This is a genomic window from Vibrio sp. 10N.286.52.F8, from assembly GCF_041468745.1.
Lineage (GTDB): Bacteria > Pseudomonadota > Gammaproteobacteria > Enterobacterales > Vibrionaceae > Vibrio > Vibrio crassostreae_C.
This window is the reverse complement of record NZ_JBFRJF010000059.1, coordinates 1-14280: the sequence shown is the minus strand read 5'-3', so window position 1 is coordinate 14280 and position 14280 is coordinate 1. Positions and strand designations below refer to the sequence as shown.

Sequence of the window (14280 nt, the reverse complement as noted above, 5' to 3'; positions counted from 1 at the left end):
GAGATACGAGATACGAGATATTTTTGAAAAATGGCGCAGACAAGACAAGCAAAAAATGCCAAACATCATGGTGCAATTTCTATTGTCTATTCCTTGTTCTACAGACACAAAAAAGCCGAGCTAATGCTCGGCTTTTGTATTAAGAATCTAGTATAGATTACTCAGCAGCTTCTTCAGCAGCTGGGCGGTCTACAAGCTCAATGTAAGCCATTGGAGCTTTATCACCAGTACGGAAACCACATTTAAGAATGCGAGTGTAACCACCTTGGCGAGCCGCGAAACGCGGGCCTAGTTCATTAAATAGTTTTGCCACAACTTCGTTATCACGAGTGCGAGCAAATGCAAGACGACGGTTAGCAACACTGTCTGTCTTAGCTAGGGTAATCAATGGCTCAATTACGCGACGTAGTTCTTTTGCTTTAGGCACGGTAGTTTTAATAACTTCGTGACGAACAAGAGAGCTAGCCATGTTGCTGAACATCGCTTTGCGATGACTGCTGTTGCGGTTGAGTTGACGACCACTTTTACGATGGCGCATGACCTAATCCTTCTAACTTTTCGATTAATCTTCAGCGATTGACGCTGGTGGCCAGTTTTCTAGACGCATGCCTAGAGAAAGACCACGTGAAGCAAGCACATCTTTAATCTCTGTAAGAGATTTCTTACCAAGGTTTGGCGTTTTAAGTAGCTCAACCTCAGTGCGCTGTACAAGATCACCGATGTAGTGAATCGCTTCTGCTTTCAAACAGTTAGCAGAGCGAACTGTTAGTTCAAGATCGTCTACAGGACGTAGTAGGATAGGATCGAATTCTGGCTTCTCTTCCTTCTCCTCAGGTACACGTACATCACGAAGATCTACGAACGCATCCAGTTGTTCAGCTAAAATAGTAGCTGCACGACGGATTGCTTCCTCAGGTTCTAGAGTACCGTTCGTTTCCATATCGATAACAAGCTTGTCTAAATCAGTACGTTGTTCTACACGTGCCGCTTCTACAGCGTAAGCGATTTTATCAACCGGGCTGTAAGTAGCGTCAACTAGTAGACGACCGATAGGACGCTCATCTTCTTCAGTATGGATACGAGCTGAAGCTGGAACGTAACCACGACCACGTTCTACTTTGATACGCATAGCGATCTCAGCGTTGTCATCCGTTAGGTGACAAATTACGTGCTCAGGGTTAGCGATCTCTACATCACCATCGTGGGTGATGTCACCTGCAACAACAGGGCCTGAGCCTGATTTGTTCAGTGTAATAAACACTTCATCTTTGCCTTCAGCAACGCGTACAGCCAAACCTTTAAGGTTTAGAAGGATTTCCAGGATATCTTCCTGAACGCCTTCTTTAGTGCTGTATTCGTGTAGCACACCTTCAATTTCAACTTCTGTTACGGCACAACCCGGCATAGAAGATAGAAGAATGCGGCGAAGAGCATTACCTAGAGTGTGGCCGAAACCGCGCTCTAATGGCTCAAGAGTTACTTTCGCGTGTGTCGTATTGATCTGTTCAATGTCAACAAGACGCGGCTTAAGAAATTCTGTTACAGAACCCTGCATTGTGTCCTCTCTTTTTTTAACCTTACTTAGAGTAAAGTTCGACGATCAAGTGTTCATTGATGTCAGCTGATAGGTCAGAACGCTCAGGCATACGCTTGAATGTACCTTCCATTTTGCCAGCATCTACTTCAATCCAAGTTGGCTTTTCACGTTGTTCAGCAACTTCTAGAGCCGCTTTAATACGAGATTGCTGTTTAGCTTTCTCGCGGATAGAAACAACGTCGTTTGCCGCTACTTTGAAAGAAGGAACGTTTACAACTTTACCGTTAACTAGAATAGACTTGTGGCTAACTAGTTGACGAGATTCAGCACGAGTAGCGCCAAAGCCCATACGGTAAACTACGTTATCAAGACGACCTTCAAGAAGCTGAAGCAGGTTTGCACCTGTGTTGCCTTTAAGACGTGCAGCTTCTTTGTAGTAGTTGCGGAATTGTTTTTCTAGAACGCCGTAGATACGACGAACTTTTTGCTTCTCACGAAGCTGAACGCCATACTCAGATAGACGACCGCGACGAGCGCCGTGTACACCTGGTGCGTTATCAATTTTACACTTGGTATCGATCGCACGGACACCAGACTTAAGGAATAAGTCAGTACCTTCGCGACGGCTAAGCTTAAGCTTAGGACCCAAATATCTTGCCATGATCTTTCTCCAATATTCCTAGAAACGAAACTTAAACGCGACGTTTCTTAGGTGGACGACAACCGTTATGAGGGATTGGTGTCGCATCAACAATGTTAGTGATACGGAAACCAGCAGCGTTCAGTGCACGAACAGTAGATTCGCGACCTGGACCTGGACCCTTAACCATAACTTCCAAGTTCTTTAGGCCATATTCTTTAGCCATTTCACCACAACGCTCAGCTGCAACTTGTGCTGCGAACGGAGTAGATTTACGAGAACCACGGAAACCTGAACCACCTGCTGTAGCCCATGCAAGAGCGTTGCCTTGACGGTCAGTGATAGTTACGATTGTGTTGTTGAAAGAAGCATGAATGTGCGCTACGCCATCAGCTACTTGCTTGCGTACGCGCTTACGCGCGCGAGTTGGTTGTTTTGCCATTGTACTCTACCTTATCCGACTATTTCTTGATCGGCTTGCGCGGACCCTTACGGGTGCGAGCGTTGGTTTTAGTACGCTGTCCACGTAGTGGTAGACTGCGACGATGACGAAGACCGCGGTAACAGCCAAGGTCCATAAGACGCTTGATGTTCATCGATACTTCACGACGTAGATCACCTTCTACAGTGTACTTAGCTACACCATCACGCAGTTGATCGATCTGCTCTTCAGTTAGTTCACTGATCTTAGCATCTTCAGCAATACCCACTTCAGCTAGAATAGCTTGAGAGCGAGTTTTACCGATACCGTAGATTGCAGTAAGTGCAATTACAGAATGCTTATGATCAGGAATGTTAATGCCGGCTATACGGGCCATTATTCACTCCTAAGGGGTTCATAAAAGAATTATCCGCAGCAAAGCCCGTTATGGATACGCTGCGGCATACTACTTCTTTTGCACGCAAAAGGTAGGCCGAGGAATATACTCGACTCTACCTTGTATTTCAAGTAAAAATTTCTGCTAATTAGCCTTGGCGTTGCTTATGCTTTGGCTCACTGCAAATCACGCGAACGACACCGTTACGCTTGATAACTTTACAGTTACGGCAGATTTTTTTAACGGAAGCACGAACTTTCATTGCTAAACTCCGTAAATGGAATCGAAATTGTTACCACCGAATTAACGGCCGTAACCCTTCAGATTCGCTTTCTTTAACACAGAATCATACTGTTGTGACATCAGATGAGTCTGTACCTGTGCCATGAAATCCATGATAACTACCACTACGATTAGTAGTGATGTGCCGCCAAAGTAGAAACGAACGTTCCACGCGACCATCATGAACTCAGGAATCAGACATATAAAAGTAATGTATAGAGCGCCCGCAAGGGTTAGTCTAGTCATCACTTTATCGATATATTTCGCTGTCTGCTCACCTGGGCGGATACCGGGTACGAATGCACCAGACTTCTTCAAGTTATCAGCTGTTTCACGTGGGTTAAACACCAACGCTGTATAGAAGAAACAGAAGAAGATTATAGCTGCTGCATAAAGCATTACATACAAAGGTTGACCTGGGCTAAGAGCTAATGACACGTCAGTTAACCAACCGAACGCGCTGCTTTCACCATTTTGACCAAACCACTGCGCTAATGTTCCTGGGAACAAAATAATACTTGATGCGAAAATCGCTGGAATAACACCTGCCATATTAATCTTAAGAGGCAAGTGAGAGCTTTGTGCTGCAAAAACTTTACGACCTTGTTGACGTTTCGCATAGTTAACGACGATACGACGTTGACCACGTTCCATGAAAACTACGAAGTAAATAACAGCAAAAGACAATACAGCAATCAACAGCAGAAGAAGCACATGCAATTCACCTTGACGCGCTTGCTCGATTGTTTGACCGATTGCAGAAGGCAATCCAGCAACAATACCTGCAAAAATCAGAATGGAAATACCATTACCGATTCCTCGCTCAGTGATTTGTTCACCTAACCACATTAAGAACATGGTACCAGTTACTAAACTCACGGTAGCAATAAGCGTAAACATGGTTTGGTTGATAACAACCAGATTGTCGACCATGTTTGGTAAGCCTGTTGCGATACCAATAGCTTGGAATGTTGCAAGTACAAGCGTGCCGTAGCGTGTATATTGGCTTATCTTACGACGGCCTGCTTCACCCTCTTTCTTGAGTTCCGCTAACGCTGGATGAACTACAGTTAGCAATTGGACTACGATCGATGCCGAAATGTACGGCATGATACCCAATGCTAATATAGATGCACGCTCAAGAGCACCACCGGAGAACATGTTAAACATTTCTACGATGGTACCTTTTTGCTGATCGAACAAATCGGCAAGTACAGCTGCGTCAATACCAGGGATCGGCACAAAAGAGCCGGCTCGGAATACTAAAAGTGCACCAATTACGAATAATAAGCGCGACTTTAGTTCACTTAAGCCGCTCTGAGCACTACGAAAATCTTGTCCTGGTTTCTTAGCCATCTGTACCTCGTTCCTCGAGATTATTCCTCGATTTTACCGCCTGCAGCTTCGATTGCAGCTTTAGCGCCTTTAGTCACGCGTAGACCTTTAACAGTCACAGCTTTGCTTAGGTCACCAGAAAGAACGATCTTAACAAACTCGATGTTCTTAGTGATAACGTTAGCAGCTTTAAGGCTGTTAAGATCAACTACGTCACCTGTTACTTTCGCTAGCTCAGCTAGACGAACTTCAGCAGACACTAGGCTCTTACGAGAAGTGAAACCGAATTTAGGTAGACGTTGTTTTAGAGGCATTTGACCGCCTTCAAAACCTGGACGAACAGAGCCGCCAGAACGTGACTTTTGACCTTTGTGACCGCGGCCACCTGTTTTACCAAGGCCAGAACCGATACCACGACCTACACGCTTCTTAGAAGGTTTAGAGCCAGCAGCCGGTGATAGAGTATTCAAACGCATTCTGATTACTCCTCAATCTTAACCATGTAGTAAACCTTGTTGATCATACCGCGTACGCACGGTGTATCTTCAAGTTCTACTGTATGGTTGATGCGACGAAGACCTAGACCTTTAAGACACGCTTTGTGCTTAGGTAGGCGACCAATTGAGCTTTTAGTTTGAGTTACTTTAATAGTTGCCATCGTGTGCTTACTCCGAAATAGATTCAACAGTTAGACCACGTTTAGCAGCAACCATTTCTGGTGACTTAACGTCTACTAGAGCACCAATCGTTGCACGAACGATGTTGATCGGGTTCGTTGAACCGTATGCTTTAGAAAGTACGTTATGTACGCCCGCAACTTCAAGTACAGCACGCATTGCACCGCCGGCAATAACACCTGTACCTTCTGCAGCTGGCTGCATGTAAACTTTAGAGCCCGAATGACGACCTTTCACCGGGTGGTGAAGAGTGCCTTCGTTAAGCGATACTGTAACCATGTTACGGCGCGCTTTTTCCATTGCTTTTTGAATCGCAGCAGGTACTTCACGAGCTTTGCCGTAACCGAAACCTACGCGACCGTTACCGTCACCAACTACTGTTAGTGCAGTAAAGCTCATGATTCGACCACCTTTAACCGTCTTAGATACACGGTTAACTGCGATCAGCTTTTCTTGCAAATCATTAGCTTGTTGTTGTTCTTTAGCCATCTTCCAACCCTACCTTAGAATTTCAGACCAGCTTCGCGAGCAGATTCTGCTAGCGCCGCTACTCGACCGTGGTATTGGAAACCAGAACGATCAAATGCAACTGAAGCTACGCCTTTTTCAAGAGCGCGCTCAGCAACAGCTTTACCAACTGCTTTAGCTGCATCAACGTTACCAGTGTTCTTAACTTGCTCACGGATCGCTTTTTCTACAGTAGAAGCAGCTGCGATAACCTCAGAGCCGTTTGCCGCGATAACTTGTGCGTAAACATGGCGAGGAGTACGGTGTACTACCAGGCGAGTTGCACCAAGTTCTGCAATCTTACGACGTGCACGTGTAGCACGACGGATGCGAGATGCTTTCTTATCCATAGTGATACCTTACTTCTTCTTAGCTTCTTTAGTACGCACATTTTCATCTGCGTAACGAACACCTTTGCCTTTGTAAGGCTCAGGAGCACGGTAAGAACGAATGTCAGCCGCAACTTGACCTACTACTTGCTTATCGCAACCAGTAATGATGATCTCAGTTTGGCTAGGGCACTCAGCTTTAATACCTTCAGGTAGAGCGTGCTCTACTGGGTGAGAAAAACCAAGAGTTAGAGCTACAGAGTTGCCTTTCATAGCAGCACGGTAACCAACACCCTTAAGAGTTAGCTTCTTAGTGAAGCCCTCAGTAACACCCACAACCATGTTATTAACTAGAGCGCGAGCTGTACCAGCTTGTGCCCATGCGTTAGTAACACCTTCTTTCGGACCGAAAGTTAGGTTGGTTTCTTCCTGTGCAATAACTACGGCGCTGTTAAGAACGCGAGTAAGCTCACCTTTGCTACCTTTTACAGTAACTTCTTGGCCGTTTAGTTTCACCTCTACGCCAGCTGGAATAGCGACAGGTGCTTTAGCAACACGAGACATAATCTACTCCTTAAGCTACGTAACAGATGATTTCACCGCCAAGACCTGCTTTACGAGCAGCACGGTCAGACATCAGACCCTTGGAAGTAGAAACAACTGCAATACCAAGACCACCCATCACTGTAGGTAAAGAGTCTTTATTTTTATAAACTCTTAGACCAGGACGTGATACACGCTTGATTTGCTCGATTACAGGTTTAGCTTGGAAGTACTTAAGAGTAACTTCTAGCTCAGGTTTTGCTTCGCTGTTAACAGCGAAGTCTACGATGTAACCTTCAGCTTTAAGTAATGCAGCAATTGCAACTTTAAGCTTTGAAGAAGGCATTTTTACAGCAACTTTGTTTGCTGCCTGACCGTTACGAACTCGGGTCAGCATATCCGAAATCGGATCTTGCATGCTCATAAGATTTACTCCAAATGATTAAGTGGCAATTACCAGCTAGCCTTACGAAGACCCGGAATCTCGCCTTTCATGCAAGCTTCACGAACCTTAATGCGGCTTAGACCGAATTTACGTAGGTAACCGTGTGGACGACCAGTTTGGTTGCAACGGTTGCGCTGACGTGATGCACTTGAATCACGTGGAAGAGATTGCAGTTTAAGAACCGCATTCCAACGATCTTCTTCAGATGCGTTTACATCGCTAATGATAACTTTTAGCGCAGAACGCTTTTCAGCGAACTTAGCTACTAGTTTTGCACGTTTAGCTTCACGTGCTTTCATTGATTGTTTAGCCATAACAGTAACCCTACCCTTACTTACGGAATGGGAAGTTAAAGGCAGCCAGCAGAGCTCGGCCTTCCTCATCGGAACCCGCAGAAGTCGTGATAGTGATATCAAGACCGCGGACACGATCGACTTTATCGTAGTCGATTTCCGGAAAGATGATTTGCTCGCGAACGCCCATGCTGTAGTTACCGCGACCGTCAAAAGACTTAGCGCTAACACCACGGAAATCACGTACACGTGGAAGTGCGATAGAGATTAAACGCTCTAAAAATTCCCACATGCGCTCACCACGCAAGGTTACTTTACAACCAATTGGGTAGCCTTCACGAATTTTGAAACCAGCTACAGATTTACGCGCTTTAGTGATAAGTGGCTTTTGACCAGAGATCGTTGCCATATCAGCTGCTGCGTTTTCTAGCAGTTTCTTATCGTTGATTGCTTCACCAACGCCCATATTTAGGGTGATTTTCTCAATCCTAGGGACTTGCATGACGCTTGTGTAGCTGAACTCTTTGGTAAGCTCAGCGACTACAGACGACTTGTAGTAATCATGCAGTTTCGCCATAGTAGAACTCCAAATTACTTCTAATTAGTTAGAAACAGTTTCGCCGTTAGATTTGAAGAAACGAACTTTCTTGCCATCTTCGATACGGAAACCGATACGGTCTGCTTTACCAGTAGCCGCGTTAAAAACAGCAACGTTAGAAGCATCAATAGCTGCTTCTTGTTCAACGATGCCACCTTGTTGACCTAGAGCCGGAACCGGCTTTTGGTGTTTCTTAACAAGGTTGATGCCTTCAACGATAACTTTACCAGTTGTCAGAACCTTAGTTACTTTACCTTTCTTGCCTTTATCTTTACCAGCAAGAATGATTACTTCGTCATTACGACGGATTTTAGCTGCCATATTGCCGCTCCTTACAGAACTTCAGGTGCTAGTGATACAATCTTCATGAATTTCGCGTTACGAAGTTCACGAGTCACAGGACCAAAGATACGTGTGCCGACTGGTTGCTCAGTAGTGTCATTTAACAATACACAAGCATTACTGTCGAAGCGAATGACAGAACCGTCTGGGCGACGAACGCCTTTACGGGTGCGCACTACTACCGCCTTCAGAACATCACCTTTCTTTACTTTACCGCGAGGAATCGCTTCCTTCACTGTAACCTTGATGACGTCACCGATATGTGCATAACGGCGGTGAGAGCCACCCAGAACCTTAATACACATTACCTTGCGCGCGCCAGAGTTATCTGCTGCGTCAAGTGTACTTTGCATCTGGATCATTGTTAGTGCTCCGCTAAATATTAAAACTAGACCCTCTCGGGTCGGGCTGCCTCTTTAAAAGGGACGCGAATTGTACCACCCTTTTTTTAAATTGGGTAGACAAAAAACAAGCGGCTCCAAAAAATAATTTGGAGCCGCTTATAAGTTATAGAATTACAAAGATTAAATCTTCGCTTTTTCTAGAACTTTAACCAATGTCCAAGACTTAGTCTTAGACAGAGGACGACACTCAGCGATTTCAACTTTGTCGCCTAGGCCACAAGTGTTGTCTTCGTCGTGTGCGTGTACTTTAGTCGTGCGTTTGATGAACTTACCGTAAATTGGGTGTTTTACAGTGCGTTCAATAGCAACAACGATAGACTTGTCCATCTTGTCGCTTACTACACGGCCTTGCTGGATGCGGTTAGTTTCGCTCATTATGCGCCTGCCTTTTCAGTCAAAACAGTTTTCACACGTGCGATGTCACGGCGTACAGCTTTTAGAGTATGAGTTTGCTGAAGTTGACCAGTTGCAGCTTGCATGCGCAAGTTGAACTGTTCACGTAGCAAATTCAATAGCTCAGCGTTAAGCTCTTCAACGTTCTTTTCGCGTAGATCTTGTGCTTTCATCACATCACCTGCTTAGTTACAAAAGTAGTTTTAACAGGCAGTTTACGTGCCGCTAGGCGGAACGCTTCACGTGCCAACTCTTCAGGTACGCCATTCATCTCGTACATAACTTTGCCTGGTTGGATTTGAGCAACCCAGTACGCAACTGAACCTTTACCTTTACCTTGACGAACTTCAAGAGGCTTTTCAGTAATTGGCTTGTCTGGGAATACACGAATCCAGATTTGACCTTGACGCTTAATGTGACGTGTCATAGCACGACGTGCCGCTTCGATTTGACGTGCAGTCAGACGACCACGGCCAACAGCTTTAAGACCGAATTCGCCGAAGCTTACTTCAGTACCTTTAGCTAGACCACGGTTACGACCAGTCATAACCTTGCGGAACTTAGTACGTTTTGGTTGTAGCATCGTTCGACTCCTTACTTACGGCCTTTACGCTGCTTCTTAGGCTTATCGCCTTTTGGCTCTACTGCGTTAGCAGCTGGCATACCGCCTAGAATCTCACCTTTGAAGATCCAAACTTTAATGCCGATCACACCGTATTGAGTGTGAGCCGAAGAAGTTGCGTAATCAATGTCTGCACGTAGAGTGTGTAGAGGCACACGGCCTTCACGGTACCACTCAGAACGTGCGATTTCAGCACCGCCAAGACGGCCGCCTACTTGTACTTTGATGCCTTTAGCGCCTAGACGCATAGCATTTTGTACCGCACGCTTCATTGCACGACGGAACATAACACGACGCTCTAGTTGAGACGCGATGCTATCAGCTACAAGCTGACCATCTAGCTCAGGCTTACGTACTTCAGCGATGTTAATTTGCGCTGGTACACCTGCGATTTTAGCTACAGCTGCGCGTAGCTTCTCTACGTCTTCACCTTTCTTACCGATAACAACGCCAGGACGAGCAGTGTGAATAGTCACACGGATGCTCTTAGCTGGACGCTCGATAACGATACGAGATAATGATGCTTTTTGTAGTTCCTTTGTAAGGAACTGACGTACCTTGAAGTCGCCGTCTAGGTTGTCAGCGAATTCGTTGGTATTAGCAAACCATGTAGCATTCCAAGGCTTAACGATGCCAAGACGAATACCATTAGGATGTACTTTCTGACCCATTGCTTACTCTCCTAGTCTTTAGCGATCTGCTACAACAATAGTGATGTGGCTTGAACGCTTCAAGATACGATCCGCACGACCTTTAGCACGAGGCATAATACGCTTCATGATAGGGCCCTCATCTACGAAGATTTTAGCGACATTTAGATCGTCGATATCTGCACCTTCGTTATGTTCCGCGTTAGCGATAGCTGACTCAAGAACCTTCTTAACTAATACAGCAGCTTTTTTGTTGCTGAAAGTTAGAATTTCTAGAGCTTGGTCTACCGACTTACCGCGAATTTGGTCTGCAACTAAGCGAGCTTTCTGTGGAGAAATACGAGCAAAGTTATGTTTAGCTAAAGCTTCCATCATCTACTCCTTATTTCTTCTTAGCTTTCTTATCTGCAGCATGACCGCGATAAGTACGAGTTGGTGCAAATTCGCCCAGTTTGTGACCGATCATTTCTTCGGTAACGAAAACTGGAACGTGCTGACGACCATTATGGACAGCGATGGTCAAACCAATCATTGTTGGGATGATCATTGAGCGACGGGACCAAGTCTTAATAGGCTTTTTGTCTCCGCTTTCCACCGCTTTCTCTACCTTCTTCAGCAAGTGTAGGTCAATAAAAGGACCTTTCTTGAGAGAACGTGGCATGGCGATTCCTCTTTATAAATTATTTAGTGCGACGACGTACGATGTACTTGTCAGTGCGCTTGTTCTTACGAGTCTTGAAGCCCTTAGTAGGAACGCCCCAAGGAGAAACTGGGTGACGACCACCAGATGTGCGGCCTTCACCACCACCATGTGGGTGATCCACCGGGTTCATTACTACACCACGTACGGTTGGACGTACGCCGCGCCAGCGTGAAGCACCAGCTTTACCAAGTTCACGTAGCATATGCTCAGAGTTACCAACTTCACCGATCGTTGCACGACCTTCAGAAAGAACTTTGCGCATCTCACCAGAACGTAGACGGATAGTTACGTATGCACCATCGCGAGCGATGATTTGAGCATAAGCACCAGCCGAACGAGCTAGTTGAGCACCTTTACCAGGCTTAAGTTCAACACAGTGTACAGTAGAACCTACTGGGATGTTGCGCATCGGCAGAGTGTTACCTGCTTTGATTGCAGCATCTACGCCAGATTGAATCTGGTCGCCTGCGTTAACACCTTTAGGTGCAATGATGTAACGACGCTCACCGTCTGCGTACAGAACTAGAGCGATGTTAGCACTACGGTTTGGATCGTATTCTAGACGCTCAACTTTCGCTGGGATGCCATCTTTAGTACGTTTGAAGTCAATTACACGGTAATGGTGCTTATGACCACCACCGATGTGACGTACTGTAATACGACCGTTGTTGTTACGACCACCGTTCTTAGAGTTTTTCTCTAGAAGTGGTGCGTATGGCTTACCCTTGTGTAGGTCAGCGTTAACAACTTTAACGACGTGACGACGACCAGGGGAAGTCGGCTTACATTTAACAATAGCCATTTTTACTACTCCTGTTATTCCGCGCCGCCAACGAAGTCAAGATCTTGACCTTCTTTCAAAGTAACGTAGGCTTTCTTAACGTCTGAACGACGGCCTTCACGCATACCTTGACGTTTGGTCTTACCCTTTAATACAAGAGTATTTACAGACTTAACTTCAACTTCAAATAGCTTTTCTACAGCTGCTTTGATCTCTTTCTTAGTTGCATCTTTAGCTACTTTGAAAACGATAGTGTTCGCTTTCTCAGCTGCCATAGTTGCTTTTTCAGAGATGTGCGGAGCACGTAGAACTTTTAAGATACGCTCTTCAGTGATCATGCTAGCATCTCCTCAACTTGCTTAACTGCGTCAGCAGTCATTAGAACCTTGTCGAAAGCGATTAGTGATACTGGATCAACACCAGCAACATCACGTGCATCTACTTTGTATAGGTTACGAGCAGCTAAGAATAGATTTTCATCTACTTCGCCAGTCACAATCAGAACGTCGCTTAGCTCAAGCTCTTTAAGCTTAGCTACAAGTTCTTTTGTTTTTGGTGCTTCTACAGAGAAGTTATCAACAACGATTAAACGCTCTTGACGAACTAGCTCAGAAAGAATGCTCTTCATAGCACCGCGGTACATTTTTTTGTTTACTTTTTGGCTGTGATCTTGTGGTTTCGCAGCAAAAGTAACACCACCTGTACGCCAGATTGGGCTACGAATTGTACCAGCACGTGCGCGGCCAGTACCTTTTTGACGCCATGGCTTAGCGCCACCGCCAGATACTTCAGAACGAGTCTTTTGAGCACGAGTACCTTGACGAGCACCTGCTGCATATGCAACAACTACTTGGTGTACAAGAGCTTCGTTGAAGTCACGTCCGAAAGTAGTCTCGGAAACAGTTAGTGCATCAGCACCTTTAACCATCAATTCCATTACTTACTCCTAGACGTTATGCTTTAACAGCAGGTTTTACGATCACGTTTCCGCCTGTTGAGCCCGGTACTGCACCTTTAATAAGGAGTAGATTGCGCTCAGCGTCAACACGTACGATCTCTAGGTTTTGAGTCGTTACACGCTCAGCACCCATGTGACCTGCCATTTTCTTGCCTTTAAACACGCGGCCTGGAGTTTGACATTGGCCAATTGAACCCGGTGCGCGGTGAGACAAAGAGTTACCGTGAGTCATATCTTGAGTAGAGAAGTTCCAACGCTTGATAGCGCCTTGGAAGCCTTTACCTTTAGATGTACCAGTAACGTCTACTTTTTTAATTTCGTTGAAAAGTTCTACGTTTAGCTCAGCGCCAACTTCAAACTCTTCGCCGTTTTCTAAACGGAATTCCCAAAGACCGCGACCTGCTTCTACACCCGCTTTCGCGAAGTGACCAGCTTCAGGTTTAGTTACACGGTTAGCTTTCTTAGCACCAGTAGTTACTTGGATTGCTGCGTAGCCGTCTGTCTCAAGAGTTTTAACTTGAGAAATACGGTTCGCTTCAACCTCAACAACAGTTACTGGGATAGAAACGCCTTCTTCAGTAAATACGCGGGTCATACCCACTTTACGTCCGACTAGACCAATCATTATTCTTATCTCCCTTAACCTAGGCTGATTTGAACATCAACGCCAGCTGCAAGATCAAGACGCATTAGAGCATCAACAGTTTTATCTGTTGGCTCAACGATGTCGATCAAACGCTTGTGAGTACGGATTTCGTACTGATCACGTGCATCTTTGTTGACGTGTGGAGAGGTAAGAACAGTGAAACGCTCTTTACGAGTAGGAAGTGGAATAGGACCACGAACCTGTGCGCCAGTACGTTTTGCTGTTTCAACGATTTCCGCAGTTGAAGCATCGATTAGCTTGTAATCAAACGCTTTAAGGCGGATACGAATACGTTGGTTCTGCATGAGACAGAGCTCCAATTATTAAAAATTACACAAACAATATCGCCACTCAAACCCGATAAAACGAGAGAATGCCGATTGATTTATGTGAAACCGTAGCACCCAAAATTAGGACGCATTGTCAGTTAACTTTTGAAGTAAACAAGAAGTTTACTATTTTTATTAACCGCGAACATAAGCTGAGTATACATTACTAGGTAAGACCTACTCCTCAGTGCTCATTGGTTCACAACCAGCGTTAGCCAGTGCGATGCATTATACAGATCACACTTTAGTATGCAAGTAGTGTTGGAAAAATAATCGCAATTTATTGGAAGTTGGTTTTGTATCGAGAGGGAAGAAGATAGATGGAAGGTAATATTTCTTTTGAGAAAACAAAAGGGAAGCCGAAGCTCCCCTTTTCAGATGCGTGCTCTTCTAATGAAGAGAGTGCAAAAATCTAAATGCTATTAAGCGAAGATTTTAGCTACAACAC

General features: G+C 45.2%; 28 protein-coding genes. All 28 read right to left on the bottom strand.

All coding sequences use genetic code 11. The annotated features are described in order from the left end of the window. Positions 1–157: 157 nt before the first annotated feature. A complete protein-coding gene (gene rplQ, locus AB4133_RS21675) occupies positions 158–538 on the bottom strand; it encodes a 50S ribosomal protein L17 (RefSeq protein WP_004729812.1) in 381 nt (126 codons plus the stop codon). 24 nt (positions 539–562) lie between these two features. Continuing rightward, positions 563–1555: a DNA-directed RNA polymerase subunit alpha gene (locus AB4133_RS21670; protein WP_004729813.1), complete on the bottom strand. Its 993-nt coding sequence runs from the start codon at positions 1553–1555 to the stop codon at positions 563–565. 22 nt (positions 1556–1577) lie between these two features. Further along, positions 1578–2198, bottom strand: coding sequence for a 30S ribosomal protein S4 (gene rpsD, locus AB4133_RS21665; RefSeq protein ID WP_004738777.1), 621 nt, complete (start codon positions 2196–2198; stop codon positions 1578–1580). A 31-nt stretch (positions 2199–2229) separates the two neighbouring features. Beyond that, positions 2230–2619, bottom strand: coding sequence for a 30S ribosomal protein S11 (gene rpsK / locus AB4133_RS21660; protein ID WP_004738778.1), 390 nt, complete (start codon positions 2617–2619; stop codon positions 2230–2232). A 19-nt stretch (positions 2620–2638) separates the two neighbouring features. After that, the gene (gene rpsM / locus AB4133_RS21655; RefSeq protein WP_004738779.1) at positions 2639–2995 is read right to left on the bottom strand and encodes a 30S ribosomal protein S13; all 357 of its coding nucleotides are present in this window, start codon (positions 2993–2995) and stop codon (positions 2639–2641) included. Positions 2996–3143: 148 nt separating this feature from the next. Further along, positions 3144–3257, bottom strand: coding sequence for a 50S ribosomal protein L36 (rpmJ, locus tag AB4133_RS21650; RefSeq protein ID WP_000868186.1), 114 nt, complete (start codon positions 3255–3257; stop codon positions 3144–3146). A 41-nt stretch (positions 3258–3298) separates the two neighbouring features. Next, entirely contained in the window at positions 3299–4633 is a 1335-nt protein-coding gene (gene secY / locus AB4133_RS21645) for a preprotein translocase subunit SecY (protein WP_004738781.1), read from the bottom strand. A 20-nt stretch (positions 4634–4653) separates the two neighbouring features. After that, positions 4654–5088 carry a 50S ribosomal protein L15 gene (gene rplO / locus AB4133_RS21640; RefSeq protein ID WP_004736758.1) on the bottom strand — a complete coding sequence of 145 codons (435 nt, stop codon included), beginning with the start codon at positions 5086–5088 and terminating at the stop codon, positions 4654–4656. Between the two features lie 5 nt (positions 5089–5093). Continuing rightward, entirely contained in the window at positions 5094–5270 is a 177-nt protein-coding gene (rpmD, locus tag AB4133_RS21635; RefSeq protein ID WP_004736756.1) for a 50S ribosomal protein L30, read from the bottom strand. 7 nt (positions 5271–5277) lie between these two features. After that, positions 5278–5778: a 30S ribosomal protein S5 gene (rpsE, locus tag AB4133_RS21630; protein WP_017061307.1), complete on the bottom strand. Its 501-nt coding sequence runs from the start codon at positions 5776–5778 to the stop codon at positions 5278–5280. A gap of 14 nt (positions 5779–5792) precedes the next feature. Beyond that, positions 5793–6146, bottom strand: a complete 354-nt coding sequence (gene rplR, locus AB4133_RS21625; RefSeq protein WP_004738784.1) for a 50S ribosomal protein L18 — start codon at positions 6144–6146, stop codon at positions 5793–5795. 9 nt (positions 6147–6155) lie between these two features. Beyond that, a complete protein-coding gene (rplF, locus tag AB4133_RS21620) occupies positions 6156–6689 on the bottom strand; it encodes a 50S ribosomal protein L6 (protein WP_017063712.1) in 534 nt (177 codons plus the stop codon). Positions 6690–6699: 10 nt separating this feature from the next. Further along, entirely contained in the window at positions 6700–7092 is a 393-nt protein-coding gene (gene rpsH / locus AB4133_RS21615; protein ID WP_017061309.1) for a 30S ribosomal protein S8, read from the bottom strand. Between the two features lie 29 nt (positions 7093–7121). Then, complete coding sequence (rpsN, locus tag AB4133_RS21610) at positions 7122–7427, bottom strand: 30S ribosomal protein S14 (protein ID WP_004738789.1); 306 nt, start codon at positions 7425–7427, stop codon at positions 7122–7124. Between the two features lie 16 nt (positions 7428–7443). After that, positions 7444–7983, bottom strand: a complete 540-nt coding sequence (rplE, locus tag AB4133_RS21605) for a 50S ribosomal protein L5 (protein WP_004738790.1) — start codon at positions 7981–7983, stop codon at positions 7444–7446. 24 nt (positions 7984–8007) lie between these two features. Further along, the gene (gene rplX / locus AB4133_RS21600; RefSeq protein WP_004738792.1) at positions 8008–8325 is read right to left on the bottom strand and encodes a 50S ribosomal protein L24; all 318 of its coding nucleotides are present in this window, start codon (positions 8323–8325) and stop codon (positions 8008–8010) included. A gap of 11 nt (positions 8326–8336) precedes the next feature. Next, positions 8337–8708 (bottom strand): 50S ribosomal protein L14, encoded by a 372-nt coding sequence (gene rplN / locus AB4133_RS21595; RefSeq protein WP_004736740.1) that lies wholly within the window; start codon positions 8706–8708, stop codon positions 8337–8339. Positions 8709–8870: 162 nt separating this feature from the next. Then, a complete protein-coding gene (gene rpsQ / locus AB4133_RS21590; protein ID WP_004736739.1) occupies positions 8871–9125 on the bottom strand; it encodes a 30S ribosomal protein S17 in 255 nt (84 codons plus the stop codon). After that, entirely contained in the window at positions 9125–9316 is a 192-nt protein-coding gene (gene rpmC / locus AB4133_RS21585) for a 50S ribosomal protein L29 (protein ID WP_004736737.1), read from the bottom strand. The genes rpsQ and rpmC overlap by 1 nt, the downstream gene beginning before the upstream one ends. Beyond that, a complete protein-coding gene (gene rplP, locus AB4133_RS21580) occupies positions 9316–9726 on the bottom strand; it encodes a 50S ribosomal protein L16 (protein WP_004736736.1) in 411 nt (136 codons plus the stop codon). Before rplP ends, rpmC begins: the two co-directional genes overlap by 1 nt. Positions 9727–9737: 11 nt before the next feature. Then, the gene (gene rpsC / locus AB4133_RS21575; RefSeq protein ID WP_004736734.1) at positions 9738–10436 is read right to left on the bottom strand and encodes a 30S ribosomal protein S3; all 699 of its coding nucleotides are present in this window, start codon (positions 10434–10436) and stop codon (positions 9738–9740) included. Between the two features lie 18 nt (positions 10437–10454). Further along, on the bottom strand, positions 10455–10787 hold the full coding sequence (rplV, locus tag AB4133_RS21570) for a 50S ribosomal protein L22 (protein ID WP_004736732.1): 333 nt from the start codon (positions 10785–10787) through the stop codon (positions 10455–10457). A gap of 10 nt (positions 10788–10797) precedes the next feature. Continuing rightward, positions 10798–11076 carry a 30S ribosomal protein S19 gene (rpsS, locus tag AB4133_RS21565; RefSeq protein WP_004736729.1) on the bottom strand — a complete coding sequence of 93 codons (279 nt, stop codon included), beginning with the start codon at positions 11074–11076 and terminating at the stop codon, positions 10798–10800. A gap of 19 nt (positions 11077–11095) precedes the next feature. Beyond that, positions 11096–11920 carry a 50S ribosomal protein L2 gene (rplB, locus tag AB4133_RS21560; RefSeq protein ID WP_010435149.1) on the bottom strand — a complete coding sequence of 275 codons (825 nt, stop codon included), beginning with the start codon at positions 11918–11920 and terminating at the stop codon, positions 11096–11098. A 14-nt stretch (positions 11921–11934) separates the two neighbouring features. Further along, positions 11935–12237 (bottom strand): 50S ribosomal protein L23, encoded by a 303-nt coding sequence (gene rplW / locus AB4133_RS21555; protein ID WP_004736765.1) that lies wholly within the window; start codon positions 12235–12237, stop codon positions 11935–11937. Then, on the bottom strand, positions 12234–12836 hold the full coding sequence (rplD, locus tag AB4133_RS21550; protein WP_004738803.1) for a 50S ribosomal protein L4: 603 nt from the start codon (positions 12834–12836) through the stop codon (positions 12234–12236). Before rplD ends, rplW begins: the two co-directional genes overlap by 4 nt. A gap of 16 nt (positions 12837–12852) precedes the next feature. Continuing rightward, on the bottom strand, positions 12853–13482 hold the full coding sequence (rplC, locus tag AB4133_RS21545; RefSeq protein ID WP_004736763.1) for a 50S ribosomal protein L3: 630 nt from the start codon (positions 13480–13482) through the stop codon (positions 12853–12855). Between the two features lie 14 nt (positions 13483–13496). Continuing rightward, positions 13497–13808, bottom strand: coding sequence for a 30S ribosomal protein S10 (gene rpsJ, locus AB4133_RS21540; protein ID WP_004736761.1), 312 nt, complete (start codon positions 13806–13808; stop codon positions 13497–13499). Positions 13809–14280: the final 472 nt, after the last annotated feature.